Origin of the sequence: Microbacterium sp. NPDC090014, assembly GCF_044748285.1 — a bacterium.
In the GTDB taxonomy this organism is placed as follows: Bacteria; Actinomycetota; Actinomycetes; order Actinomycetales; family Microbacteriaceae; genus Microbacterium.
In genome coordinates, this window is the sequence record NZ_JBIVFS010000001.1 from 30,426 (window position 1) to 56,033 (window position 25,608).

The 25,608-nt window shown below is 68.5% G+C and carries 24 protein-coding genes; 9 read left to right on the top strand and 15 right to left on the bottom strand.

Annotation, left to right across the window (positions count from 1 at the left end):
* Positions 1 to 362: 362 nt before the first annotated feature.
* Positions 363 to 950: an antibiotic biosynthesis monooxygenase gene (locus ACIPV5_RS00120; RefSeq protein WP_053097861.1), complete on the top strand. Its 588-nt coding sequence runs from the start codon at positions 363 to 365 to the stop codon at positions 948 to 950.
* Positions 951 to 1,329: 379 nt separating this feature from the next.
* Here the strand turns inward: ACIPV5_RS00120 and ACIPV5_RS00125 are convergent, their stop codons facing one another.
* The gene (locus ACIPV5_RS00125; RefSeq protein ID WP_400338785.1) at positions 1,330 to 2,229 is read right to left on the bottom strand and encodes a LysR family transcriptional regulator; all 900 of its coding nucleotides are present in this window, start codon (positions 2,227 to 2,229) and stop codon (positions 1,330 to 1,332) included.
* 93 nt (positions 2,230 to 2,322) lie between these two features.
* Between ACIPV5_RS00125 and ACIPV5_RS00130 the strand changes: the two genes are divergently transcribed.
* The gene (locus tag ACIPV5_RS00130) at positions 2,323 to 2,988 is read left to right on the top strand and encodes a type 1 glutamine amidotransferase domain-containing protein (protein ID WP_400338789.1); all 666 of its coding nucleotides are present in this window, start codon (positions 2,323 to 2,325) and stop codon (positions 2,986 to 2,988) included.
* A 455-nt stretch (positions 2,989 to 3,443) separates the two neighbouring features.
* On the opposite strand, the gene ACIPV5_RS00135 is transcribed toward ACIPV5_RS00130, so the two are convergent.
* The 5 genes from ACIPV5_RS00135 to ACIPV5_RS00155 form a co-directional block, all read right to left on the bottom strand.
* The gene (locus ACIPV5_RS00135; RefSeq protein WP_400338792.1) at positions 3,444 to 4,373 is read right to left on the bottom strand and encodes an aldose 1-epimerase family protein; all 930 of its coding nucleotides are present in this window, start codon (positions 4,371 to 4,373) and stop codon (positions 3,444 to 3,446) included.
* Positions 4,373 to 5,896: an L-arabinose isomerase gene (gene araA, locus ACIPV5_RS00140; protein WP_400338794.1), complete on the bottom strand. Its 1,524-nt coding sequence runs from the start codon at positions 5,894 to 5,896 to the stop codon at positions 4,373 to 4,375. The genes ACIPV5_RS00135 and araA overlap by 1 nt, the downstream gene beginning before the upstream one ends.
* A 48-nt stretch (positions 5,897 to 5,944) precedes the next feature.
* Positions 5,945 to 7,546: a xylulokinase gene (locus ACIPV5_RS00145; protein ID WP_400338797.1), complete on the bottom strand. Its 1,602-nt coding sequence runs from the start codon at positions 7,544 to 7,546 to the stop codon at positions 5,945 to 5,947.
* Positions 7,543 to 8,262: an L-ribulose-5-phosphate 4-epimerase gene (locus tag ACIPV5_RS00150; RefSeq protein WP_363522687.1), complete on the bottom strand. Its 720-nt coding sequence runs from the start codon at positions 8,260 to 8,262 to the stop codon at positions 7,543 to 7,545. The genes ACIPV5_RS00145 and ACIPV5_RS00150 overlap by 4 nt, the downstream gene beginning before the upstream one ends.
* 245 nt (positions 8,263 to 8,507) lie before the next feature.
* Entirely contained in the window at positions 8,508 to 9,521 is a 1,014-nt protein-coding gene (locus ACIPV5_RS00155) for a LacI family DNA-binding transcriptional regulator (protein ID WP_394195398.1), read from the bottom strand.
* 57 nt (positions 9,522 to 9,578) lie between these two features.
* On the opposite strand from ACIPV5_RS00155, the gene ACIPV5_RS00160 reads away from it, so the two are divergent.
* From ACIPV5_RS00160 to ACIPV5_RS00170, 3 genes are all read left to right on the top strand, one after another.
* Positions 9,579 to 10,424 (top strand): NAD-dependent epimerase/dehydratase family protein, encoded by an 846-nt coding sequence (locus ACIPV5_RS00160; protein WP_400338802.1) that lies wholly within the window; start codon positions 9,579 to 9,581, stop codon positions 10,422 to 10,424.
* A gap of 106 nt (positions 10,425 to 10,530) precedes the next feature.
* A complete protein-coding gene (locus tag ACIPV5_RS00165; protein ID WP_400338805.1) occupies positions 10,531 to 11,163 on the top strand; it encodes a hypothetical protein in 633 nt (210 codons plus the stop codon).
* Positions 11,163 to 11,900: a hypothetical protein gene (locus tag ACIPV5_RS00170; protein ID WP_400338807.1), complete on the top strand. Its 738-nt coding sequence runs from the start codon at positions 11,163 to 11,165 to the stop codon at positions 11,898 to 11,900. The genes ACIPV5_RS00165 and ACIPV5_RS00170 overlap by 1 nt, the downstream gene beginning before the upstream one ends.
* A 49-nt stretch (positions 11,901 to 11,949) precedes the next feature.
* Here ACIPV5_RS00170 and ACIPV5_RS00175 read toward each other — a convergent pair whose 3' ends face one another.
* Positions 11,950 to 12,972 (bottom strand): LacI family DNA-binding transcriptional regulator, encoded by a 1,023-nt coding sequence (locus tag ACIPV5_RS00175; protein WP_053097877.1) that lies wholly within the window; start codon positions 12,970 to 12,972, stop codon positions 11,950 to 11,952.
* A gap of 192 nt (positions 12,973 to 13,164) precedes the next feature.
* Between ACIPV5_RS00175 and ACIPV5_RS00180 the strand changes: the two genes are divergently transcribed.
* The 4 genes from ACIPV5_RS00180 to ACIPV5_RS00195 all read left to right on the top strand — a co-directional run bounded on the left by ACIPV5_RS00180 (position 13,165) and on the right by ACIPV5_RS00195 (position 18,200).
* Complete coding sequence (locus ACIPV5_RS00180; RefSeq protein WP_056280597.1) at positions 13,165 to 14,463, top strand: sugar ABC transporter substrate-binding protein; 1,299 nt, start codon at positions 13,165 to 13,167, stop codon at positions 14,461 to 14,463.
* Positions 14,464 to 14,533: 70 nt separating this feature from the next.
* Positions 14,534 to 15,439, top strand: coding sequence for a carbohydrate ABC transporter permease (locus ACIPV5_RS00185; protein WP_053097880.1), 906 nt, complete (start codon positions 14,534 to 14,536; stop codon positions 15,437 to 15,439).
* Between the two features lie 5 nt (positions 15,440 to 15,444).
* Positions 15,445 to 16,335, top strand: a complete 891-nt coding sequence (locus tag ACIPV5_RS00190; protein ID WP_082297903.1) for a carbohydrate ABC transporter permease — start codon at positions 15,445 to 15,447, stop codon at positions 16,333 to 16,335.
* The gene (locus ACIPV5_RS00195; RefSeq protein ID WP_400338812.1) at positions 16,332 to 18,200 is read left to right on the top strand and encodes a glycoside hydrolase family 127 protein; all 1,869 of its coding nucleotides are present in this window, start codon (positions 16,332 to 16,334) and stop codon (positions 18,198 to 18,200) included. The genes ACIPV5_RS00190 and ACIPV5_RS00195 overlap by 4 nt, the downstream gene beginning before the upstream one ends.
* A 1-nt stretch (position 18,201) precedes the next feature.
* On the opposite strand, the gene ACIPV5_RS00200 is transcribed toward ACIPV5_RS00195, so the two are convergent.
* From ACIPV5_RS00200 to ACIPV5_RS00235, 8 genes are all read right to left on the bottom strand, one after another.
* Complete coding sequence (locus tag ACIPV5_RS00200; protein ID WP_400338814.1) at positions 18,202 to 18,486, bottom strand: WXG100 family type VII secretion target; 285 nt, start codon at positions 18,484 to 18,486, stop codon at positions 18,202 to 18,204.
* Positions 18,486 to 18,986, bottom strand: a complete 501-nt coding sequence (locus ACIPV5_RS00205; RefSeq protein ID WP_400338816.1) for a hypothetical protein — start codon at positions 18,984 to 18,986, stop codon at positions 18,486 to 18,488. Before ACIPV5_RS00205 ends, ACIPV5_RS00200 begins: the two co-directional genes overlap by 1 nt.
* Positions 18,983 to 20,296, bottom strand: coding sequence for a putative T7SS-secreted protein (locus ACIPV5_RS00210; RefSeq protein ID WP_400338819.1), 1,314 nt, complete (start codon positions 20,294 to 20,296; stop codon positions 18,983 to 18,985). Before ACIPV5_RS00210 ends, ACIPV5_RS00205 begins: the two co-directional genes overlap by 4 nt.
* Entirely contained in the window at positions 20,296 to 20,586 is a 291-nt protein-coding gene (locus ACIPV5_RS00215; RefSeq protein WP_053097891.1) for a type VII secretion target, read from the bottom strand. The genes ACIPV5_RS00210 and ACIPV5_RS00215 overlap by 1 nt, the downstream gene beginning before the upstream one ends.
* 166 nt (positions 20,587 to 20,752) lie before the next feature.
* Positions 20,753 to 21,790: an ABC transporter permease gene (locus tag ACIPV5_RS00220; RefSeq protein ID WP_072591968.1), complete on the bottom strand. Its 1,038-nt coding sequence runs from the start codon at positions 21,788 to 21,790 to the stop codon at positions 20,753 to 20,755.
* Positions 21,787 to 22,854 carry an ABC transporter permease gene (locus ACIPV5_RS00225; RefSeq protein ID WP_053097897.1) on the bottom strand — a complete coding sequence of 356 codons (1,068 nt, stop codon included), beginning with the start codon at positions 22,852 to 22,854 and terminating at the stop codon, positions 21,787 to 21,789. The genes ACIPV5_RS00220 and ACIPV5_RS00225 overlap by 4 nt, the downstream gene beginning before the upstream one ends.
* On the bottom strand, positions 22,851 to 24,458 hold the full coding sequence (locus ACIPV5_RS00230) for a sugar ABC transporter ATP-binding protein (protein ID WP_053097899.1): 1,608 nt from the start codon (positions 24,456 to 24,458) through the stop codon (positions 22,851 to 22,853). The genes ACIPV5_RS00225 and ACIPV5_RS00230 overlap by 4 nt, the downstream gene beginning before the upstream one ends.
* An 86-nt stretch (positions 24,459 to 24,544) precedes the next feature.
* Positions 24,545 to 25,540, bottom strand: coding sequence for a substrate-binding domain-containing protein (locus ACIPV5_RS00235; protein ID WP_053097901.1), 996 nt, complete (start codon positions 25,538 to 25,540; stop codon positions 24,545 to 24,547).
* Positions 25,541 to 25,608: the final 68 nt, after the last annotated feature.

The window sequence follows — 25,608 nt, forward strand, 5'->3', positions numbered from 1 at the left end:
TTCTCACCCTGTCGCGGAGTGCGGGGACGGATGCCGCGTCGCTGCCCTGCACCAGCCTCGGCCATGCGCGCCCGCGACGGCCGGATTCCCGGCATCCGGCCGTCGCAGGCGCATTCGGCCTTCTGAAGCACCCGGCACCCGGCATCGGTATCCGGCACCCGGCACCCGGCACCCGGCACCCGGCATCGGCATCCGGCATCGGCATCGGCCATGCACCTCGATGCCGTCTTCGCGCGCGGCGAAAAACGACCGGCGACACCCGGCATCCGAAATACAATCGAACACGCGCCCGCACCCCGGCGCATCCCCCACCGTCGAGGCGCCCGTGACCCGGGCGATCCGCTCTCTCCGAGGACCCCACCATGTCCAGCGAACCCATCACTGTCTCCATCCGCCGCGAGGTCGACCCCGAGCATGTCGCCGCCGCCACCGCCTGGGTGCAGACCGGCGTGAATCTGGCGCACCGATACCCGGGGTTCCTCGGATCCGGCTGGGTGCGCGACGGCGAGGACTCGCATGTCTGGCACATGCTGTACCGCTTCTCCGACGAGAAGTCGCTTGTGGCGTGGGAGCAGTCGGGCGAGCGCGAGTGGTGGAAGTCGACCGGCGAGCAGTTCGTGCGCAGTGAGCGCGTGCGCCGCCGCACGGGCATCGAGGGCTGGTTCGACGAGCCGACCACCGACACCATCACCCTCCCCCGCGCTGACGGCTCGACGACCACCGTCGCGATGGTCAGCACTCCGCCGCGGTGGAAGCAGGCCGTGTCGATCTGGCTCGGGTTCTTCCCGCTGAACCTCGCCTTCACCTATGCGCTGAGCCCCGTGCCCGGCTGGAACGAGCTGCCGATCTGGCTGCGCGTGCTCGCGACGACCGTCGTGCTCACGCCGATCATGACCTACTGGGTGCTGCCCTGGGTCACGCGCACGCTGCGCCACTGGCTCAACCGCTGAGGTTCGGTCGCCACTGCCGCATCGGGTCTGCCGCACCTGCCGTGTGCGGTCCGTCCGTGAGTGGCGTGCATGAGGGGCGTGCGTCCGTGAGGTGCGCGCGTCCGCGAGACGCGTGCGTCCGCGAGACGCGTGCGTCCGTGAGGTGCGGCATCCGTCCGTCGTATGCGTTCGCCGCGCGAGCGGCTGCACATCTGTGAGGCCGGGCAGTGCATCTGTGCGGGGCCACTACCGCATCCGAATCGGGCGTTTCCGATGCGAAACTGACCCCGCACAGGATGTCCGATGCGAAACTGACCCCGTACCGAATGGTGGATGCGAAACTGACCCTGCACCGGACTCCAGATGCGCACCTGACCCCGCACCGCCGCCGCGATTAGCGTCAGAGGTCGGCGACGGCGGCGCGCAGCGCCTTCTCCACGGCCGCGCCCCCGTCGGACAGCGGACCCGGTCGCCGCACGAGATACAGCGTGTTGATCGGCGGATCCTCGGTGGGTCGCAGGTCGACGAGTCTGCCATCGGCGAGTTCGTCGGCGATCAGGTAGGTCGGCAGGGCGGTGACGCCCGCCCCCGCAACCGCAGCGGCGGCGAGCGCGCGCAGGTCGGGGAAGACGAGAGCCGGTTCCCGGTCGAGACGGATGCCGAACACGTGGCGCCAGTACCGGCGGACGATCGGGACGTCTCGGTCGTATGCCAGCAGAGGTACGTGCGCGATCGCGTCCGGTGAGAGGGCCGGAGACGGGTCGATGCTCAGCGACGGCGAGGCCACGAGCACGAATTCCTCGTCGAACAGCGGCATGCTCGGCAGCGCCCGCCCGCGAGGACGCACGGCGGAGATCACCAGGTCGAGGCTTCCGACCCTCAGCTGATCGAGCAGATCGTCGGCCAGGCCCGTGGTCACCGCAAGCCGCAGTCCGCCGGCCACAGCACTCGCGAGAGCCGGGGCTGCGACGGCGGCCAGGAACTCCCCCGCCCCGCCGAGGCGGATGAGCGGCGGTTCGAGGGCCGGGTGGGTGCCGAGAGCATCCGCCAACGCGTCGAGCGGGCCCGAGAGCCGCGCGGCGAGCTCGTCGGCTCGGGGCGTCGGACGGATGCCGCGGGCATGACGGACGAACAGCGGCTCGCCGACGCTCGCCTCCAGCGCCTGCAACTGCGTCGTGACCGACGACTGCGCGAGTCCGAGCCTGCGCGCTGCCGCCGACACCGACCCCGATCGGTGCGCGATGAGGAAAGTGCGCCAGAGCCCCAGATCGGGCAATCCATCGGCATTCCGATTGCTCATATCGGCAATCTATCGGAATCGTTCGTCACGGCGGGCCGTTGTCCTGGATATCGCATCCGCACGGCATCCGTCGTCCGAACCTTGGGAGCATCCATGTCATCCGTCCTCTTCGTCGTCTCCGGCGCCCGCACCTGGACCCTGTCCGACGGCACCGAGCACCCCACCGGCTACTGGGCCGAAGAGCTGCTCGCCCCCTACCGCCTGCTCACCGCCGCGGGGCACGACGTGGTGTTCGCGACACCCGGCGGTGTCGAGCCGGTCGCCGATGCGTCGAGCCTCGGCGACGGGGATGCCGCGGCGCTCGCGGAGATCCCGGGGCTCAGCACTCCCCTGGTGCTCGCCGATGTCGGCAGCGCCGACTACGCGGCCGTCTACTACCCCGGCGGGCACGGACCGATGCAGGACCTCGCTGTGGATGCCGATTCGGCGGCGCTCATCTCGGCGACCGTCGCGGCGGGACGTCCGCTGGCCGCAGTGTGCCACGGACTCGCGGCCCTGCTGCCCGCACGCGATGCTGCGGGCGAGCCGCTCGTCGCCGGACGGCGCATCACCGGATTCTCCGACGAGGAGGAGCGCCTCGGAGGGCTCGCGGACCGCGCGCCGTTCCTGCTCGAGACCTCTCTGCGCGAGCTCGGCGCCGACATCGACGTGACCGACCCGTGGAGCGATCACACGATCGTCGACGGACTGCTCATCACCGGCCAGAACCCGCAGTCGTCGGCATCCGCAGCCCGGGCGCTGGTCGCGGCACTCGCCTGATCGGAGAGGCGCGGTCCGCAGGCGCGACATCCCGCACCCGCACCCGCACCCGCACCCGCACCCGCACCCGCACCCTGCGTGCGGGGCCAGTTGCGCACCGGAAACGCCCGGTTCGGATGCCGAACTGGCCCCGCACCGAGTCCCGGATGCCGAACTGGCCCCGCACCGAGTCCCGGATGCCGAACTGGCCCCGCACCCGGCAGCATCGCCCGCTCTCGCACGGCATCACGCGTGCGGGGCCAGTTGCGCACCGGAAACGCCCCATTCGGATGCCGAACTGGCCCCGCACCCAGTCCCGGATGCCGAACTGGCCCCGCACCGAGTCCCGGATGCCGAACTGGCCCCGCACCGAGTCCCGGATGCCGAACTGGCCCCGCACCGGGTCCCGGATGCCGAACTGGCCCCGCATCGGCGCCACCACCGTGCCGCGAGCGACTCGGGCCGGCCGCCACGCGTCAGACGGCGGCGATCCGCCAGGACGCCGCGTGCGTCGCGCCGGGTTCGAGCACGACCAGGTCGGTCCCCGAGTTGAACGCGTCCGGCGGACAGGTCATCGGCTCGACCGCGAGGCCGATGCGATGGATCGCGTCGATGCCGGGGTTGTCGGCCGTGTGCACCTGCACCCACGGGCAGCGCTCGTCGAAGGTCATGACGACGCCGCTTCCGGCATCCGTCACCACCCGCACCTCGGCGACTCCGCCCTCGCGGGCGAGGCCGGAGAACGCGTGGTCGATGAAGACGTCGGCGATCGGGCGCGCAACGCGGAAGTCCCACTGCGGATGCGCGGACACTCCCTCGAGCGCCACCGGGCTCAGCCGGTCGTCGGTGACGGTCAGCACCTCGGATGCCGGCACGGTCAGCGTCCAGTCATCGACCCGGCCATCGGGTCCGGCGACGAGATACGGGTGCGGCCCTGTGCCCCAGGGCGCGGCATCCGTCCCGAGGTTGCGCGCGGTGACGGTCTGCTGAAGGCCGTCGCCGTCGATGCGGTACTCGGTCTCCACCTCGACGCGGAACGGATAGCCGGTCTGCGGCTCGATCACGGCCGCGAGCACGACGCGGTCGTCGAGCACCAGTCGGTCTTCGAACTCCGCCCAGGCGAGCAGCCCGTGCAGCGCCTGTCCGCGGGCCGGCTCGGTGAGGGCCAGCTGATGCTCGACGCCGCCGAACGCGTAGCGACCGTCGACGATGCGATTGGGCCACGGTGCGAGAGTGGTGCCGCGGTATCCGGGCCGCACCTCGTCGGCGTCGAAGGGCACGACCAGGTCGCGTCCTTCGAATGCGAGCAGGCGCAGCGAGGCGCCGACGCTCGCGATCACGGCGTCGTATCCGTGCCCGGTGATGCGCAGCTGACGCCCCGAGCGCGGCCGGCCCGCTCCCGTCATCACAGCCCCTGCGCGAGACGGTAGTAGGCCTGGTTCCAGCGGACCTGCTTCTGGAACTCGGGCAGGGTGGTCGCATCGTCGATGACGAGCAGCTCGACCTCGGCCATCTCGGCGAAATCGCGGAAGGCCTCGAGCCCGACGGCGGTCGACATCACCGTGTGGTGCGCAGCACCCGCGGTCAGCCAGGCGGCGGCCGAGGTGGTGAAGTCGGGCTGCGGCTTCCACACGGCGCGGCCGACCGGCAGCTTCGGCAGCGACTGGCGCGGGGGCACGTTCTCGACGACGTTCGCGGTGAGGCGGAAGCGGTCGCGCATGTCGCTGAGGGCGACGACGATCGCGGGGCCGGGGTCGGCGGTGAAGACCAGGCGCACCGGGTCTTCCTTGCCGCCGATGCCGAGCGGGTGGATCTCGAGGGTCGGCTTCGCCGTCGTGAGCGAGGGCGAGACCTCGAGCATGTGCGCCCCGAGGATCAGCTCGTCGCCGGGCGTCATGTCGTAGGTGTAATCCTCCATGAGGCTCGCCCCGCCGGGCAGGCCCGCGCCCATGACGTTGGCGACGCGCACGAGGATCGCGGTCTTCCAGTCGCCCTCGGCGCCGAAGCCGTAGCCCTCGGCCATCAGACGCTGCACCGCGAGGCCCGGCAGCTGCTTCAGGGCACCGAGGTCTTCGAACGAGGTCGTGAAGGCGCCGAAGCCGCCCTCTTCGAGGAACGTCCGCAGACCGATCTCGATCGCGGCCCCGTCGCGCAGCGACTGGTGGCGGTCGCCACCGCGACGAAGCTCCGGCACGACCTCGTACAGCTCTTCGTACTCGGCCACGAGGGCGTCGATCTCGGAGTCGGATGCCGCGGCGACGGCATCCGCCAAGTCGTTCACGCCCCACGTGTTGACCTGCACGCCGAAGCGCAGCTCGGCCTCGGTCTTGTCGCCCTCGGTGACCGCGACGAAGCGCATGTTGTCGCCGAAGCGGGCGAGCTTGAGCGAACGGGAGGCCGCGAGGCCGGCGGCCGCACGCTGCCACGTCGCGATCTCCTGGCTCACCCGCGGGTCGCTCGCATGACCGACGACGGTCTTGCGCGGCACGCCGAGACGCGTCTGGATGTAGCCGAACTCGCGGTCGCCGTGCGCCGCCTGGTTCAGGTTCATGAAGTCGAAGTCGATGTCGGCCCACGGCAGCTCGACGTTCGCCTGCGTGTGCAGGTGCGCGAGCGGCTTCTGCAGTGCGTCGAGACCGGCGATCCACATCTTCGCGGGGCTGAAGGTGTGCATCCATGCGATCAGGCCGATGACCCGGTCGTCGGCGTTCGCCTCGAGGGCCGTGCGCTTGATGGCTGCGGCATCCGTCAGCACCGGCTTCCAGACGATGGTCACGGGCACCTCGCCGGCCTCGTCGAGGATGCGGGCGATCTCCTGCGACTGCTCGGCGACCTGCGCGAGCGTCTCGGGGCCGTAGAGATGCTGACTGCCGGTGAGGAACCAGACCTCGTAGCCGTCGAGCGAAGTGGTGAGCTGGGTGCGGGGCATGAGAGTCCTTGGGTGTTCCGGTGTCGGCGTGAAGAGTGCGCGTGGGGGTCAGAGAGCGGTGGTCGCGGCGGCTTCGATCGCGAGGCCCGCGCGGTAGCGGTCGAGGTAGGCGGTGAAGCCGGCGACGTCGGCAGGGTCGGGGTCGGCGACCGCGAGGGATGCGGAGGCGAAGACGTCGCGCTCGAGGTACTCCCCCAGCGACGCCGTCTCGGAGTGCGCGAGATACGACGCGAGCACCGCAATGCCCCACGCGCCGCCCTCGGAGGCGAGCTCGCCCACCGCGACGGGAGCGCCGAGCGCTCCGGCCAGGAAACGCTGCGCGACCCCCGCGGTGCGGAACATGCCACCGTGCGCGAACATGCGGTCGAGTTCGACTCCTTCGGCGGCGAGCACCTGCATCCCCAGCGCGAGCGTGCCGAACACGCCGTACAGCTGCGAGCGCATGAAGTTCGCCAGCGTGAAGGCGCTGTCGGGGGTGCGCACGAACAGCGGGCGCCCCTCGGTGAGGCCGGCGATCGGCTCGCCCGCGAGGTGGTTGTAGGCCAGCAGGCCGCCGGCATCCGCCTCTCCGTCGAGAGCCTCGCGGAAGAGGGTGTCGAAGACCGCGTCATCGCTCAGCGGCTGCCCCGCGGCGGCGGCGAAACGGGTGAAGAGCCCTGCCCAGGCGGCCAGTTCGCTCGCGCCGTTGTTGCAGTGCACCATCGCGACGGCGTCGCCCGCGGGTGTAGTCACGAGGTCGAGCTCATGGTGCACTTCGGCGAGCGGGCGCTCGAGCACGACCATCGCGAAGATGCTGGTTCCGGCCGAGACGTTGCCGGTGCGCGGCGACACCGAGTTCGTCGCGACCATGCCGGTGCCCGCGTCGCCCTCGGGCGGGCAGAGCGGGATGCCGGGGGGCAGCGCGCCCGACGGATCGAGCAGGGCCGCGCCCTCGGTGGTGAGCGTCCCGGCGGCGGCGCCGGCGGGAAGGACGGTCGGGAGCAGGTCCTTGGCTGCGGCGGGAAGACGGTCGGCGGCGAGGGCGTCGTAGGCCTGCAGCATCCGCTCGTCGTAGTCTCCGGTGGCCGAGTCGATCGGGAACATGCCAGAGGCGTCGCCGACGCCGAGAACGCGCTCGCCCGTCAGCCTCGTGTGCACATAGCCCGCGAGGGTGGTGACGAAGTCGAGCTGCGGCACGTGCGCCTCGCCGTCGAGCACCGCCTGGTGCAGGTGGGCGATCGACCACCGCAGCGGGATGTTCACGCCGAGCAGGTCGGTCAGCTCGGCCGCCGCGGCGCCCGTGTTGGTGTTGCGCCAGGTGCGGAACGGCGTGAGCAGCTCGCCCTGCGCATCGAACGCGAGGTATCCGTGCATCATGGCCGAGATCCCGATCGCGCCGAACGTCTCGGGGCGCACGCCGTGGCGCTCGTCCGCGTCGGCGACGAGACCGGCGTATGCCGCCTGCAGGCCTGTCCACACTTCGTCGATCGCGTAGGTCCAGAGGCCGTCCTGGAGGCGGTTCTCCCACGAGAACGACCCGGTCGCGAGCACCTCGGTGGCGTCGGATCCGATCAGACAGGCCTTGATGCGCGTGGAGCCGAGCTCGATGCCGAGGCTCGTGCGGCCGGCGAGGATGTCGTCGCGGGCGGTCGTGCGGGTCGTGTCGCTCATCGTCGGGCGTCCGAGTTCTGTCCGTAGACGTTCTGGTAGCGGTTGAAGAGGCTGTCGATGGCCTCCTGCGGAATCGGGATCAGCGGGCCGGCCTCACGGGCGTAGTGCACGGTGCGGGCCACGTCTTCGACCATGACGGCGGCCTTCACGGCATCCTTCGCGTCGACTCCGATGGTGAACGGGCCGTGGTTCTGCATGAGGACCGCACGGCTGCGGTGGCCGGTGAGGGTCTGCACGATGCCGCGGCCGATCGAGTCGTCGCCGATGATCGCGAACGGACCGACCGGGATCGGACCGCCGAACTCGTCGGCCATGGCCGTGATGACGCAGGGGATCTCTTCGCCACGGGCTGCCCACGCGACGGCGAACGTCGAGTGCGTGTGCACGACACCTCCGACGTCGGGCATGTGGCGGTAGACGTAGGCGTGGGCGGCAGTGTCGCTCGAGGGCGAGCGGTCGCTTCCCGGAGTGCCGGGGATCACGGCGCCGTCGAGGTCGCACAGGATCATGTTCTCGGGCGTGAGGTCGTCGTAGCTGACGCCCGACGGCTTGATCACGAACAGGTCGGCTCCTGGCACGCGGCCCGAGACGTTGCCGCCGGTCCAGACGATGAGGTCGTAACGGACCAGTTCGCCGTGCAGACGGGCGACATCCTCGCGGACGGCCTGGATGGACGCGTCGATCTCAGGGGAGAAGACGGGGGCTTCGTTGCTCACGGATACCTCAGGGTCGGCGGTGGTCACTGTGACCGGTCACAGAAGTGTGTCACGGAGGTCGGCGGACCGTCAAGACACCGGCGACCGCTCGGCGCCGCGGTGTTCGGGGCCACTTTCGCATCTCCCGTCTCGTGCGGGGTCACTTTCGCATCGGATTCGGCGTATTCACGTGCAGAACTGACCCCGCACCGCGCCGCACATGCGGAACTGACGCCGCAACGCGCCGGCACACACCCTGGCGCCGTTCAGCGCGGCGGCGCCACCGAATCGCGGGTCACGAGCACGGGTGCCACCGGCGCGAGGTCGGATGCCGCGGCTCCGGCACTGCCCGCCAGCACCGCCGCCACCGCACGACGCGCCAATTCCGAGAAGTCCTGCCGCACGGTCGTGAGCTTCGGCCAGTAGTAGGCGGCATCCGGCGTGTCGTCGAACCCGACGACACTGATGTCTGCGGGCACCGAGAGCCCGACTTCCTGCAGACCGCCGAGCAGCCCGAGGGCCATCTGGTCGTTCGCCGCGAATACCGCCGTCACACCCGAGTCGCGCACGGCGCGAGCCGCTGCATAGCCCGAGCCGGCGGTCCAGTCGCCCTCGATGACCGGCCCGGCGGCGAGTCCTCGTGCGGCGAGCTCGGCCTGGAACCCCTCAGCGCGGGACTCGGCCTCGAGCCAGTCGGCGGGACCGGCGAGGTGCGCGATGCGTGTGTGCCCGGCGTCGGCGAGTGCCGCGACGGCGAGTCGTGCCCCGGCCTCCTGATCGACCGAGAGGCCGCGCGCGCCGCGATCGGCTGCGTGCAGGGTGACGACGGGCACGCCGATGCGCACCGAGTCGAGCGCGTCGAGGGTGTGGGCGTGAGGCGCGACGACGACGATGCCCTCGACTCCCTGCATGACGAGGTGGTCGACCGCGGCGACCACGGCATCCGTGTCCCCCGCATCCGCGAAGGCCGCACTCAGCCAGTAGCCGACCTCGCGGGCCGACGCCTCGAGCGCTGCGATGCTGCGCGACGGGCCATAGTGCAGTGCGTCGGTGGCGAGCACCCCGAGGGTGCGGGAGCGGCGGGTGCCCAGCGCTCTGGCCGCGTTGTTCATGCGGTAGCCGAGCTCGGCCATCGCGGCAAGCACCCGTTCGCGGGTCTCGGTAGCGACCTCGGGGTGGTCGTTGAGCACGCGCGACACCGTCTGCCGAGACACTCCTGCGCGCACGGCGACGTCGCGCACGCCGATGGTGCGGGGCGGCTGGCTGCTGGTGTCACTCACGCCGACGAGTGTATGCCGAGCGGCCCCGGCGCCTCGTCTTCGTGCCACTCTGGTGACATGCGCATCGCACTCACCGGATCATCGGGCAAGCTCGGCAGCGTCGTCGCGCGGGAGCTCCGCGCTCACGGACACGAGGTCATCGGCATGGACGTCTCAGGCACCCGCGGCCCTGACTTCGTGCAGGTGGACCTCACGGACTACGGCCAGGTCGTGGATGCTTTCACGGCCGTCGGCGACCGGCACGACGGCATCGACGCCGTGGTGCATCTCGGCGCCATCCCGGCGCCCGGCATCCGCAGCGACGTCGCCACCTTCCACAACAACATGCCCGCCACGTTCAACGTCTTCTGGGCGGCGGTGCGCCTCGGCATCCGCCGTGTCGTCTACGCCTCGAGCGAGACCGTGCTGGGCCTGCCATTCGACGTGCCGCCGCCCTACGTGCCGGTCGACGAGGACTACCCCGCCCGCCCCGAGTCGGCCTACTCGCTCGTGAAGACCCTCGAGGAGCAGCTGGCGAGGGAGCTCGTGCGCTGGCATCCCGACCTGTCGATCACCGCACTGCGGTTCTCGAACGTGATGAACCCCGAGGACTACGCCGAGTTCCCCGATTTCGACGCCGACGCCCTGCGCCGCAAGTGGAACCTCTGGGGATACATCGACGCCCGCGACGGTGCGCAGGCGGTGGAGCGTGCGCTCGAGGTGGCGGCACCCGGGTTCGACAACTTCATCATCGCGGCGGCCGACACGGTGATGACGCGTCCGAACGCCGAGCTGCTCGCCGAGGTCTTCCCCGATGTGCCGGTCGCCCGCGAGTTCGGCCCGAACGAGACGCTGCTGTCGATCGACAAGGCCCGCCGCGTGCTCGGGTTCGACCCGCAGCACTCCTGGCGCGACGACGCCTGACCCTGTTCGACACGATGCTGGGCAAGCAACAAGTCGGTCGCTTCTGACGAGCCGCTGCCGATAATGGAATCCCACCATATCGGCCGTCAGCTCGTAGTCTCACCCCATGAAACAACGTAGTTTCGTTCGTATAGGCATTTCTCTCGCAGCGGCCGTGATTGCGGTGATCGCCCTCGTGCCATTCAATAACACCGCAGCTCGAGCCGACACATATTCCGCGAGCTGCAATCAGTGGCCCGCAGCACAGGTCCCCTGCCGCGCCGACGACGCGAATATGGACTACTGCACAGTCGAACCGTGGGACCCTGCGATTGGGCAGCGATTCGGAGAAGCGATGTCCAACCTCGACAATCAAACTGATCTCTACGACACCTATATGAATCCGTGCGGAACCCAGACAGACCTAGGGGGCCACCGCAACGGAATTACCGGTGAAGTTGTGCTCGCCGATAACGTATTAGGTCAGTACATCTGCACAAAGCGGATGCCGGCAGTCGCGCGATGCGATCAGGCCAGTCTGATATTCAATATTCGTTCGTCATGGCTGCAGGCACGCACATGGGGATGGAGCGACGGACAACTGGCAAATGCACGCCGGAACGTCCTTTGCCATGAGATTGGGCACGCCGTCGGTCTTTATCACGAGACCGGCGTCGGAGGATGCATGGATTCCACTCTATCGACGCAAGTCTTTTACTATCCACAGCACCACGTTGATCACATCAACGTTGCGCATTGATGAAGACAGGACCGATCATGAACGCACAACGCAGTCGACGATCGCATGTAAGCCTGATACTGGTGCCGGCACTGGCGCTGCTGCTGACCTCGTGTGCCACGGCACCGGGAACCGACCCGGCAGCGGCATCTGTCACGCAGGACGCAACACAATCTGACGCCGCCGAGATGCTTCTGTCTCTCGACATCAGTGCCGTCTCGACGATCGTCTTCCAGAACACGACAGACCTCGGCCATCGCTCCGCGGCTGTGGTCACCGGTACCGTGCATCGCTGGCTCGCGGGAGACAAGGTCACCACCGCCACCGGAACCCCCGTCGGCGCAGCACTCCTCGCCGAAGTCGAGGTCATCGAGGTCACTGAGAACGGCGGGTCACCGCTTCAACCGGGAGACATCGTCTACATTCCCGTGACCTCTCCATCACCGGATCCTCAGGAGGTCGCAGATGCGTTGCCTCGCGACCTCGACGTGGTGGCGTATCTCGACGATGCGTTGACGGACGAAGAGCTCCAGGTATCCGAGGAATATCGAGTCGAGCCAGGCGACGCTGAGGCGGCAGGCAAACCCCGATGGCCCCTCCTGAGCCCTCAAGGATTCATCGTCACGAACCCGTCCGACCCTGGCGAACAGATTTGGCCCTTTCTGGGAGCGCGGGCAGCGGGGAAACTCACCGACGTTCTTCCTGGAGGACGGTTGGATGGTCTGACGGAGGAGCAACGTAAGCTCGTCATCGGCTGATAGACGGCGCGACCACGCCTGGCCTGACTCCGGCACGCGCGAGCGCCCCTCAGCGCCGGGCGATGGTCGATCCGCGGATCACGAGCCGCACCGGCAGGTGGTGCGCGCCTTCGCCGATGTCGATGCCGTCGATCGCATCGAACACCCGCAGCGCCGCCTGACGACCGAGCTGCTGCAGGTTCGCGTCGATGCTGGTGAGCTCGGGCCGGGCGTTGGTCGCGAGCACTTCCCAGTTGTCGTAGCCGATCACCGCGAGGTCGTCCGGCACGGTGCGGCCGAGATCGCGGGCCGAGTCGAGCACACCGCGAGCGATCTGGTCGGATCCGCAGAACACGGCGTCGATGTCCGGATGCCGCTGCAGCAGCATCGCCGCGGCATCCCGACCCCAGTGCTCGGTCCACTCCGAGAACATCGGCTCGCCCACGAGTTCGAGACCCGCCTCGCCGAGTGCTGCTCTGGCGCCGGCGAGGCGGTCTTGGGCTGCGGCATAGGTCGGGTCGCCCGAGATGTGCGCGATGCGCCGACGTCCGCAGGCCAACAGGTGCTCGATCGCGAGACGCCCGCCCGCGTAGTTGTCGGGGGTCAATGAGAGGTCGCGCGGGTCATCCGAGGGGGCGTACGCGTAGACCACGGGCACGGGGATCTCCTGCCCGAGCGAGGGGCGCGGATCCGTCTGACGGCCGACGACGATGATGCCGTCGACCCTGCGGCTCAGCAGCTCCTTCAGGTGGTGCTGCTCACGGATCGCGTCACCTCGCGCATCGCACAGGAAGACGTTGATGCGACCTGCGCCGAACGCATCCTCCGCGCCCATGAGGATCGGCAGCATGAAGCGGCCCTCGAGGTCGCTGGTGAGAAGGCCGACCGTGCCGGTGCGCCCGGCGAGGAGTCCTCGCGCCATGGCATTGGGGGTGAAGGACAGCTCCTCGGCGATCGCGCGCACCTTGGCGCGGGTGGCGACCGATACGTCGCCCCGATCGTTCAGCGCCTTGGATGCGGTCGAGATCGAGACTCCGGCGCGCGCGGCGACGTCACTGAGGGTCGCAGCTCGTGCTCCAGTCGTATCCGTCATCCCACTCCTTCGTGCTGAAAGGTTATCGGAACGAGGGTTGACGCGCCCTCCGAAACCACGCTATACCTTTTCGAAAGGGTTTTCGTAACTTTCGAAGAACCTGATCTCCACCCTCATCTCCACTCCCGGCGCTGCACTGCCGAAGCGCCACACCGCACCCGCTCGAGGACGAGCCCAGAGGAGCCCCCGCCCATGAACACCATTCGCACCCACGCCGCACGTCGGGCAGCAGCCGCCGTCATCGCGGCCGGCCTGCTCGTCGGCGGACTCGCCGCCTGCGCACCCGCCGGCGATGACGCCGCCTCCGACGAGCCCATCCCCGCCGAAGGCACCGACGACGGCACGACCCTGACACTGTGGACCCGCGCGCCGATCGAGCGCCAGGCCAAGCTGCTCGTCGACGCCTACAACGACAGCCACGAGAACCAGGTCGAGCTGACAGTCGTGCCCAACGACGACTACGTCGCGAAGGTCGGCGCCGCCGCAGGGTCGAGCGGCCTGCCCGACCTCTTCGCCGCCGACATCGTCTACGTGCCGAACTGGGCACAGCAGGGCCTGTTCCAGGACATGTCCGAGCAGATCGACGCCCTCGACTTCAAAGACGAGATCAACCCCGGGCACCTGTCGGCCGGCACCGTCGACGGCGCCGAGTACGTGCTGCCGTTCGCCCTCGACCTCTCGATGCTCTTCTGGAACAAGGAGCTCTTCGCCGAGGCCGGCCTCGACCCCGAGAAGGCGCCCGCCACGCTCGAGGAGTTCGCCGAAGCGGCCATGGCCGTGCAGTCGCTGAACAAGCCGGACACCTACGGCACCGCGACCGGCCTCAACTGCGGCGGATGCCTGGTCTTCACCTGGTTCCCCTCCATCTGGGCATCGGGCGACGAGGTCATGAGCGACGACGGCACCGAGTCCCTGCTCGACGGCGACTCGGCTCAGGCCGTCTACGACACGTGGGCGGGCCTCGAAGAGGCGGGTGCGGTTCTCCCGAGCTCGACCGATGAGGCCGGCCCCACCTGGACCGCCGCGTTCAGCGAGGGCAAGGTCGGCGTGATGCCGTTCCCCGCGACGCTGCTCCCCTCGCTCGAGTTCGACGCGGGAGTCGCCGGCATCCCCGGTGTCGACGGCGGCGCCTCGACGTTCGTCGGCGGCGACGGCATCGGCATCTCGAAGGACTCGAAGAAGGCCGCGCAGGCCTGGAACTTCCTCAACTGGATGATGTCCGAGGACGCCCAGGTCGAGGTGCTCGCGAAAGACGGCAACGCCGTCTCCCGCGGAGACCTGGCCGACAACGAGTATGCGGCCGCCGATCCCCGACTGGTGACGATCAACGAGGTCGCAGCCCAGGGCGACACCCCGGTGGCCCTGAACTTCCAGCAGGCGTTCAACGCCCCGGGCAGCCCGTGGCTCACCCTGGTGCGCAACGCCGTGCTCAACGGCGACGACTCGGTGCCCGCCGACAACGAGGAGATCACGGCGATCCTGTCGCAGTGATCATGCGGGGGCGGCGCGCCGCGTCGCCCCCGCATCCCCCCTCGTCAGTCCCCCATCGAAAGAGAACGTGATGACCCAGGCCACACTCCCGCTGCATCGCCGCAGACGGCGCACCGCCTTCGGCGGCCCGGTGCAGGGCTGGCTGTACGCGGCCCCCACGGCGATCTTCGTCGCCCTGCTGTTCATCGTGCCGCTGGTGCTGGTGCTGCAGATGTCGGCCTCGGACTGGCCCCTGCTGAGCGGCAACCAGGGAATCAACTTCCCGGAGAACTATGCGGATGCCGTCACGCACCGCCTCTTCTGGGATTCGATCCGCTTCACCCTGCTCTACACCGTCATCACGACCGTGATCCTGATCGGACTCGGGCTCGGCCTGGCCCTGCTCGTGCAGGAGTCCACCCGCTGGAAGGGGTTCCTGCGCACGGCCTTCCTGATCCCCAGCGCGCTCGGCCTGGCATCCGCGTCACTGCTCTTCTACGTGCTGTACTCCCCCATCGCCGGCCCGTTCGCGAACCTCATGAAGTCGTGGGGCATCACGTTCCTCGGCACGCCGGAGGGCGCACTGTGGTCGACCATCTTCCTGATCGTCTGGCGATACGCGGGCTTCTACATGCTGCTGATGCTGGTGGGCCTGCAGGGAATCCCGGATGACGTCTACGAAGCCGCCCGCATCGACGGCGCGAACCGCTGGCAGACCTTCCGCGACATCACCGTGCCGCTGCTCAAGCCGACCTTCGCGCTCACGACGGTGATGTGCGTGACCGGGTCGCTGCTCGCGTTCGAGCAGTTCTACATCCTCACCAAGGGCGGCCCCGACAACAGCACCATGACCGTCGTGCAGCTCATCTACAACGTCGCATTCCAGGGGCAGAACAGCCTCGGCATCGCCGGCGCCCTCTCGGTGATCGTGCTGCTCGCACTCATCGTCATCAACGTCTTCCAGCTGCGCGCGTTCCGCCGCACGGATGAGAGCTGAGAACCATGTCCCAGACCCTGACGCGCACGATCGTCGCTCCGAACCATCAGCCGACCCCGCCGCGCTATCGCTCGAAGGCCGCTCGCGTCGTCCTCGGCATCCCGTACTGGGTGTTCACGACCGCGCTGGCCGTGATCTTCCTCTATCCGCTCATCTGGACCGGCGTCTCGTCGGTCAGCCCGATGGCCGGCACCAGCCAGACCGACGGCTGGGGCTTCGGCAACTACGCGGCCCTCGGCGAATACCAGGCCGGCATCTGGGTGTATCTGGGCAACTCGCTCTTCGTCTCGGTGCTCACCGTCGCGCTCACCCTGTTCATCTCGCTGCTGGGCGGATACGCGTTCGCGCGCTTCTCGTTCCCCGGCAAGAACGCACTGTTCCTCCTCACCCTCGCCATCCTGATGGTGCCGTATGCGACCCTGCTCATTCCGCTCTACGTGATCCTCAATGCGGTCGGCCTGCAGAACTCGCTGGTCGGCGTCGCGCTGGTGATCACGATGTTCCAGCTGCCGTTCTCGATGTTCATGATGCGCATCTCGTTCGAGTCGATCCCGCGGGAGATGGACGAGGCGGCGATGGTCGACGGATGCTCGAGCTGGGGCGCCCTGTGGCGGGTGCTGCTCCCCGCCGTCAAGCCCGGGCTCGTGACCGTCGGGCTGTTCGCGTTCCTCACCGCCTGGAACGACTTCATGGCACCGCTGATCCTCATCAACGACACCAACCGCATGACGCTGCCGCTCGCGGTGGCGAACCTCCGCGGACAGGTGCAGGGCGTCGTCGACTACGGCGCCACCGAGGCGGGAGTCGTCGTGCTGGCGCTCCCCTGCATCCTGCTCTTCCTGATCCTGCAACGACACTACGTGCGCGGCTTCATGTCCGGCGCCTTCAAGGGATGACCATGTTCGACACCACTGCACCGGCCGCCCCGGTGGTTCCCACGCACGGGCGTCTGCGCCCGCTCGGCCTCGACGAGGTGCGCATCACCGGAGGGTTCTGGGCCGACCGCCAGGCCGTCAACGGCACTGCCACTCTCAGCCACATCGAGTCGCGACTCGAGTCCGAGGGATGGCTGCCCAACTTCGACCTCGCCGCCGCCGGCACGCTGCCGGACGGGCGTCGGGGACGCGAGTTCGCCGACTCCGAGATCTACAAGTACCTCGAGGCGCTGGCGTGGGAGATCGGGCGGACGGATGCCGCAGCCGACAGCGACCTCGAGCAGCGATTCCGCCGGGTCGTCGACCGCGTCGCCGCCGCGCAGGAGCCCGACGGGTACCTCAACACGATGTTCGGCCGCGAGGGCCAGGACGAACGCTGGTCTGCGCTGCAGTGGGGGCACGAGCTGTACTGCCTCGGGCACCTGTTCCAGGCGGCCGTCGCCCGGGTGCGCACGAGACCGGATGCCGACGACGGTCTGATAGACATCGCTCGGCGCGCCGCGGATCTCGTCTGCCGCGAGTTCGGCGTCGACGGCCGGGACGCGATCTGCGGCCATGCCGAGGTCGAGGCGGGGCTCGCCGAGCTCGGCCGAGCGCTCGGTGAGCAGCGCTACATCGATCAGGCCGCGCTGTTCGTCGAGCGGCACGGTCGCGGGTCGCTCGGCGAGATCGAGTGGGGGCGCAGCTACTTCCAGGACGACGTGTCGGTGCGCGACGCCGAGGCTCTTCGCGGGCACTCCGTGCGGGCGAACTACCTGTCCTCCGCCGCAGCCGACGTCGCCGCCGAGCTCTCCGACGACTCGCTGCTCGACGCCCTGCGGTCGCAGTGGGATCGCACGGTCGAACGCCGCACCTATGTGACGGGGGGCCAGGGGTCGCACCATCAGGACGAGGCCTTCGGCGACGACTGGGAGCTGCCGCCGGATCGCGCCTACTCCGAGACCTGCGCCGGCATCGGGTCGATCATGTTCTCGTGGCGGCTGCTGCTCGCGACCGGTGAGGCGCAGTACGCCGACCTGATCGAGCGGACCCTGTTCAACGTCGTCGCGACCTCGCCCGGTGACGACGGGCGCTCGTTCTTCTACGCCAACACCCTGCATCAGCGCACGCCGGGGATCCCGGCGGATCCGGATGCCACGTCGCCGCGCGCCTCGTCATCGCTGCGCGCGCCGTGGTTCGAGGTGTCGTGCTGCCCGCCGAATGTGGCGCGCACGTTCGCGAGCCTCTCCGCGTATGTCGCGACGGCCGATGATGACGGCGTGCAGCTGCATCAGTACGCACCGTCGACCGTGCGCACGACACTGCCGGACGGCCGGATCGTCGCGTTCGATGTCTCGACGGACTACCCGGCGAAGGGCGATGTTCGCGTCACGATCACCGAGGATGCCAAGTTCACACTGACGCTGCGAGTGCCGTCGTGGGCATCGGGAGCAACGGTGCGTGTGCACAGCGGGAATGAGGTCACGGAGCTGCCTGCACCTCCGGGTGCGGTCGAAGTCGCTCGTGCGTTCCGCGTCGGCGACATCGTCGAACTGAACCTGCCGATCGTGGCGAGGACCACATCACCGCATCCGATGGTGGATGCCGTGCGCGGCAGCGTCGCGATCGAACGCGGCCCCGAGGTGCTGGCACTCGAGTCGATCGACCTCGGCGGCGACATCGGCGACGCGGTCGCGGCCGGGGAGCCCGTCGAGCGCGACGGTCACGTGGTGCTGCCGGTGCGCCACCGCTCGACCGGCGAGACGGTCGACGCCCCCTTGATCGCCTATCACGACTGGGCGCGGCGCGGTCCGTCGACCATGCGGGTCTGGATTCCGACGGTGTGAGTCAGCTCCAAAGGTCGGCGACGTGAGCCTCGGTCTCGCGAGTGCGTGCTTGCGCGCGGGCGGCCGCGGTGGCGGCGCTGGTGAGAGCGGTCTGCATGCCGTCGGCACACTCGTTCCATTCGCGGTGAGCGCGGGAGTAGGCATCTTGGGCGGCCCCGGTCCACAGGTGCCTCAGCCCGGTTGCTTCGGCGTCCAGGTCGTCAAGGAGCGCTCGGATATGCTGCGCGGTGTCGGCCAGCGTCGCAATCGACTGGGCGAGCGGTTCGTGCTCGACGCGGATGCGCATCAGCCGGCGCCCTCTTCGGATTCAGGTTTCGGCCAGCTCACGTGCAGATCGCGGAGCTCGTAGGGCTGAGACACGTCGTCGGTGAGGAAGTACGTGTAGAAGACGACCGCCGCCTCGTCGGCGGTGAAGACCTCGTGCGGGTAGACCGTGGTGCTGTGGCGACCGTCGTCGTAGTGGATCACCTCGGTGGGCTCGCCTGTGCGGTCGCCGCCGGGCTTGCCGATCGCGTACTGGCGGGGAGTGCCGTCGGCCTCGATGCGGCGCACCTCCAGGGCCAGCGCCTCAGCGGTTCCCGCGCACTGCATGTACTCCTCACTGAACGGGATGTGCTCGAGGAGGTCCGCACCTTCGGGCGCACGCCACAGACTGTAGGACCAGAACGTGGATCCGTTCATGCGCTTCAGTGACGCCCGCAGTTGCTCCGGGTACGGGCGGACGTAGTCGACGAAAGGGCCACGGCTCTCACCATTGATCTGGTCGATATGCGTAGGTGTACTCATTTCACAGTCTCCAGGACCACTCGGGTGATCTGTATCGTCTTGCCGTTGAGGGTGGCGGTCGCGGGGCGTTCGGGACTGACCGTGCTGTCGAATCCCTTTTGGGCTGCGTCACGGCTGCCGGTGCCGCCCTTGACCTCGATGCCGGTGTAGGTCCCATCGGCATTCTCGTAGAGGCCGTCGTAGTAGCGGTGTTGATCTGACGTCGCGTCGGGCTGGTGACGGTACCCGTCGATGGTCGCACGAACTTTGTCGTGGATGACCTCGACGCTGCGTCTGTCAGCGACTCGATCCAACCCGATCTTCTCGGTATCAACCCAAGGGCGTTGCCCGTCGCCGTTCCAGTGGCCCTTGATGTCACGGCCCCCGTGTTCGGGGTGGGGTGGCGGGCGCTCCACGATGCGGACCGCATCATCCCCGGTCGCCTCGTTCATCCATCGCGTCCCGGCGTGCCCGGCAGCGGCGAGGCCTGCGCCCGCGACACCCACGCCGGCCCAGGCGAGGCCGGCACCGGGGACGCCTCCGACTCCGGTGATCGCGAGCGCACCTCCGCCGCCGATCATCGTGCCGCCACCGACCACGAGCGCGACTCCGCCGAGGAGTTCGAGGAGGATGTCGGGGTGGTTGATGAGCGCGTTGCCCATCGAGGCGATGAAGTTCAGTTGCTCGATCGCCGGGTTGAGTACGGCGGTCTCGAACATGATCGAGCCGACCGCCCCGACGACTGCCCAGTTCGTCGCGGCTTCGGCCTGCTTCGGCGTCTGCACGGGCGCGGCATCCGCCGCTGCGTGGATGGCGTTGGCAGCGTCGACGGCGTAGCGATCCAGCACACCCCGTGCGTTCGTCAAGACGTCGACCGCCTGCGCGCGCAGGTCCGCGCCGCCGTCGACGAACGGGACGTCGAGTTCGACGTGCCGCAGGTGAAGGTCGCGTTCCAGCTCACGCACCTTCACCTGGTGCTCCTGGCGTGAAGCGATCGTCGCTGCTTCCGCCTGCTCCCACAGGTCGATGGCGCGTGCGGCTTCGTCCTGCGCCCATCGCAGAGCATCGCCATAGGCCGACAGAGCGGCGGCGCCACTCATCAAGTACTCGCCGCACCTCTGCCACGACGACCGCACGTATTCCGCCCGCTCGAGGTACTTCTCATACGGGTACCCCGTCCACGCGGAATCGACCTCGAGGCCCCGCAACCCGTCCTGAAGGGCAGTGGCGGCCTCGGACCGAGACCTCCACGCGGACGCGACCGTATGCGCCGCGGCATACGAGCCCGGTATCAGCGCGACCGGGTCGTTCGTCATCCCCAGCTCGGACATCAGTAGTCGCTCTCGGCCCAGATCATCTGGTCGAGTTCGCTGCTCGACGCCTCATCGCCCCGGTCGAACACCTCGGCCGTCTGCCGCAGGTTCTCCGCCACCATGTCGACGTCCGCGAGACGGCGCCCCAGTGCCGTCGTCCATGCGTCGCCGAATCGCGCCACCGCTGCGGTGATCGAGCGTGCGCCCAGCCCGGACGACTGCGCGACCACCGCCGAGCCGAAGTCGCCCCGCAGACTGGCGGCCTTCGTCGCGAAGGCGCGCAGCTCGTCGGTCTCCACATCCGTCATCGCACGCCATCGGTCACGAACGACAACGTTACGTCTTCATATGAGGACGTCACCGACATCCGCAGCTCAAATACCGGTGTTCCGAGATGGGACCTTCAGGGTGCTCAGACATGCGAATGGCCCCACCTCGGTGCGAGATGGGGCCATTCAGGCGATGGAGCGGAAGCTACTCCCGTTTGCGTGTCACCGCCCGCTGCAGCAGCACGAACACGAGCAGGATGCCGCCCGTGATGATCGTCGTCATCTCGGGCGGGATGCCTCCGTCACGCGTGATGAGCACGTTCATCAAACCGAGCACCAGCGCACCGACGACCGAGCCGAGCACGTATCCGTAAGCCCCTGTCAACACGGTGCCGCCGATCACTGCCGCGGCGATCGCGTCGAGCTCCCACCCGATGCCGGTGATGTTCTGAGCGGTGCCGAGTCGTGCGGTGTAGAGCACCGCCGCGAGACCGGCGAGACCGCCGCTGATCACGTAGACGAGCACCTTGGTGCGCTGCACGGGCAGACCCATGAGCAGCGCCGAGCTCTCCGATCCTCCGATCGCGTACACGGTGCGGCCGGTGCGTGTGCGGTGCAGAACGAAGAACGCGGCGGCCACGACGATCACCGCGATGAGCACTGCGGGGGTGATCACGAGGTCGTTGACCTTCGGGCCGTCGATGATCTTCAGCTGGGTGCCGATCCAGCGGATCGGCGACTCCTCACCCAGCCGCTCGGGCTTGGTGCTGAGCAGCGAGGCGAGGCCCCGGCCGAGGAACATCATCGCCAGTGTCGCGATGAACGGCTGCACGTCGAAGTACCGGATCAGCACTCCCGAGACGATGCCGAAGAGCACGCCGATGCCGATCATCGCGACGATCACGGCGAAGGCGTTCCAGCCGGCGTTCGAGAGCATCACACCGGCGACCGACGAGACCGCGATGATCGATCCCACCGAGAGGTCGATGCCGCCCGTGAGGATCACGAAGGTCAGCGCTACCGCGAGCACGATGAGGTGCGCATTGTTGATGAGCAGGTTCGACAGCGTGTTGAACTGCAGGATGCGGCCGTAGGCCACCTCGCCGAAGATCACCATGCCGACGAAGATGACCACCGAGGCGATCGTCGGCAGCACCGAGGGGTTCGCCGTGATCATGCGTCGCAGACGGTCGGCGACGCTCTCCGTCGCCTGAGGGGCCGGAGGGGCGGTCATGACGCTCATGCGGACACCTCTTCTTTCGCGATGATCTGTTCGACCGGGCGGGCTCTGCGTCGCGTCCGGAACCAGCTGCGCACGCGCTGCGACTGCAGCAGACACAGCACGACGATCACGATGGCCTTGAACGCCGGGGTCGCCGACGACGAGACGCCGAGATACAGCACGGTCTTGTCGAGGGTCGCGATGAGCAACGCGCCGACGAAGGCGCCGCTGAGTGAGAACTTGCCACCCGCCAGCGATGCGCCGCCGATGACGACCGCGAGGATCGCGTCGAGCTCGAGCTGGTAGCCGGTGCGGGAGATGTCGACGGTCATGACGCTGCCGACCGACATGATGCCCGCGATCCCGGCGAGGATGCCGCTCATGATGTAGGCCGTGAGCAGCAGTCCCTTCGGCTTGATACCCGCCATGCGGCTGGCCCGGGGGTTGATGCCGATCGCCTCGATCATGAGGCCCAGCGCGCTGCGCCTGACCACCCAGCCGACGGCGATCACGATCAGCACCGCGAGGATGAACACCACGGGGATGCCGATCACGAAGCCGTTCGCGATCCACCGGAACGCATCGTTGGATGCCGTCGTGTTCTGCCCGCCGGTGATCACCTTGGCGATGCCTCGGCCGGCGAGCATGAGCACGAGCGTGGCGATGAAGGGCTGCAGGCCGACATAGGCGACGAGGACGCCGTTGACCGCCCCCAGGATGCCGGTGATGACCAGCGCGAGTCCTACCGCGGCGAGCGCTGCGCCGAAGGAGTCGCCTGCGGCGCTGAGGAACTCCATCGAGACCGCTCCGGCGACGGCCATCAGAGATCCGACCGAGAGGTCGATGCCACCGGTGGCGATCACGAGCGACATCCCGATCGCGATCATCATGATCGGCGCCGCCTGGCGCAGGATGTCGATGAGGTTGCCGACGAGGTTGCCGTTGTTGGGGTTGATCGAGAGCGCGAGGTACGTCGGGTCCTTGATCACGTTCAGGGCGAGCAGCGCGAAGATCGCGACGATGCCCCAGAAGAACGGCTTGTGGATCAGGTCCCGCCAGATGGTGGTGCCGGCTGACGCGGTCATCGCGCTGCCTCCTTGTCGGTCGTGGGGGCGATGCTATCGGGCACGGCGCCGTCGGTGTCGTCGAGCGTCTCGGCAGCGGCCTCGACTCCGTGAGCGGCGATCACATCGACGATCACCTGCGCGGTGACGTCCGGTCCGTTCTGGATCTCGCCGATCTTCCGGTGGTCCTTCAGCACGACGATCCGCTCGGAGAGGCGCACGACCTCTTCGAGCTCGGAAGAGATGAACACCACGGCGACGCCGTCTTCGGCGAGCTCGGCCACCGCCTCCTGGATCTCGGCCTTCGCACCCACGTCGATGCCGCGGGTCGGCTCATCGAGGATCAGCAGCTCGGGCTGCGTGGCGAGCCAGCGGCCGAGCAGCACCTTCTGCTGGTTGCCGCCGGAGAGGTTCTTGATCATCCGGTCGGGGTCGGCCGGACGGACGTTGAACTGCGCGATGTAGCGGTCGACGATCGCATCCTGTTCCTTGCGGCTCATGGGACGCGCCCATCCGCGCTCCGCCTGCACGGCGAGGATGATGTTCTCGCGCACGGTCAGGTCTCCGATGATCCCCTCGTCGCGGCGGTTCTCGGTCGAGAAGGCGATCCGACGAGGCAGCGCATCGGCGGGCGACTTGAGGTCGACCCGGCGTCCATGCAGCTCGATCGTGCCTTCGTCGGTGCGGTCGGCGCCGTAGAGCAGTCGGGCGAGCTCGGTGCGCCCGGAGCCGAGCAGCCCGGCGAACCCGATGACCTCGCCGGGGCGGATGTCGAGGTCGGTCGCCTCGACCGCTCCGCGGCGTGCGATTCCGGATGCCGCGAGCAGCGGCTTCTCATCGGCCTCGCGTGGCGCGCGGCGGCGGTTGCCTCCGAGCGACTTGAGCGCATCGAGGTCCTTGCCGATCATCTTCGAGATGAGAGCGTGGCGGTCGAGGTCCCGGGTGAGGTACTCACCCTCGTACAGTCCGTTGCGCAGCACCGTCAGGCGGTCGCTGATCGCGTAGACCTGATCGAGGAAGTGCGAGACGAAGAGGATCGCGACCCCCTGGTCTCGCAGTGCCCGGATCACGGTGAAGAGGCCTTCGACCTCGGCGGCGTCGAGGCTGGAGGTCGGCTCGTCGAGGATGAGCACCTTGGCCTTGATCGCCATCGCGCGGCTGATGGCGACGAGCTGCTGCAGCGCGATCGAGAGGGTCGAGAGCGGCCGGCGGGTGTCGAGGTGCCCCAGGCCGAGTCGGGAGAGGGCGTCGGTCGCAGCACGGTGGGTGGCCGTCCAGTTGATGCCGAACACACCTCGCGTCTCATGACCGAGCATCACGTTCTCGCCGATCGAGAGGTTGGGGGCGAGGTTGACCTCCTGGTACACCGTCGAGATCCCGGCATCCTGCGCGTCGCCGGCGCCGCCGAAGCTGCGCTCCTGCCCGGCGACGACGATCGACCCGGAGTCGATCCGGTAGACGCCGGTCAGGGCTTTGATCAGGGTCGACTTGCCCGCGCCGTTCTCGCCCATGAGCGCGTGGACCTCGCCCTGGAACAGCCGGAAATCGACCTTGTCGAGGGCTTTCACGCCAGGGAACTCGATCGAGATCCCACGCATCTCGACGATGGGCAGTGCTTCGTTCATCGGTGTCTCCTCCTCCGGAAGAGCCCGGGCGGTGCGGCTGTGGCGGCACCGCCCGGGCTCACTGGCTGATCGCTCCGGCGGCGGGGTCAGTACTTGCGGTCGGCGAGCACGGCCTGTGCCGCCTCTGCGGAATCGAACGCCTCGCTGGGGACGACGATGTACGAGTCGACGTCCTCACCCGCGAGAGCCTTCTCGACGACCTCGAGGGCCGTCTCGCCGAAGAGCGGGTTGTACTCGTGCACGTAGCTGAGCTGGCCGTCGGCGAGCGCCTGCATGGCGTTCTTCGTGCCGTCGATCGTGGCGATCTTGACGTCCTCGCCCACCACCAGGCCGGCTTCCTCAGCGGCCTGCGCAGCGCCGAGACCCATCTCGTCGTTCTGTGCGAACACGAGCTGGATGTCGTTGTTCGAGGACTTGAGCATCGTCTCGAAGACGCTCTTGCCCTCTTCCGCCGACCAGTTCGCCGTCTGCGCGTCGAGCTTGGTGAGCGACGAGTCGCCGAGGCCCTCGTCGAAGCCGGTGTTGCGCTCGTTCACGACGCCGACGCCGGCCGGGCCCTCGAGCACGACGTAGTTGCCTCCGTCGGGGAACGTCGCCGCAGCCCAGGTGCCGACCTCCTTCGCGACCTCGACGTTGTCGGGAGCGATGCGGGTGACGTACAGGCTGTCGTCGTCGGGCTCGATGCCGCGGTCGAGCAGGATGACGGGGATCTCCGCCTCCTGTGCGCGCTTGAGCGAGTCCTCCCAGCCCGAGGCCTCGGTGGCCGAGAGCAGGATCACATCGACGCCCTCGTCGACGAACGACGTGAACGCGTCGATCTGCGACTTCTGGTCGAGGTTGGTGGCGGGTGCGTACTTGAGGTCGTATCCGGCTTCCTCCGTGAAGGTGTCCTGGATGTTCTGCTCGTTGGCCTCGCGCCATGCGCCCTCGGGACCGACGGCCACGAAGCCGACCGTGGTGACGTCGTCGCCGTCGCCACCCCCGTCGCCCGAGTCGCCGGTCGAGCAGGCCGCAAGGCCGATGGTGAGTGCGCCGACTGCTGCCAGGCCGAACGCGATGCGAATGCGCTTCTTCGCGGACATTTCTTCTCCTCGTTGAGATGCCGGTGGTCACTCCGGCGGTGGTGGACCAGTCATGGTCCGATCGTGAT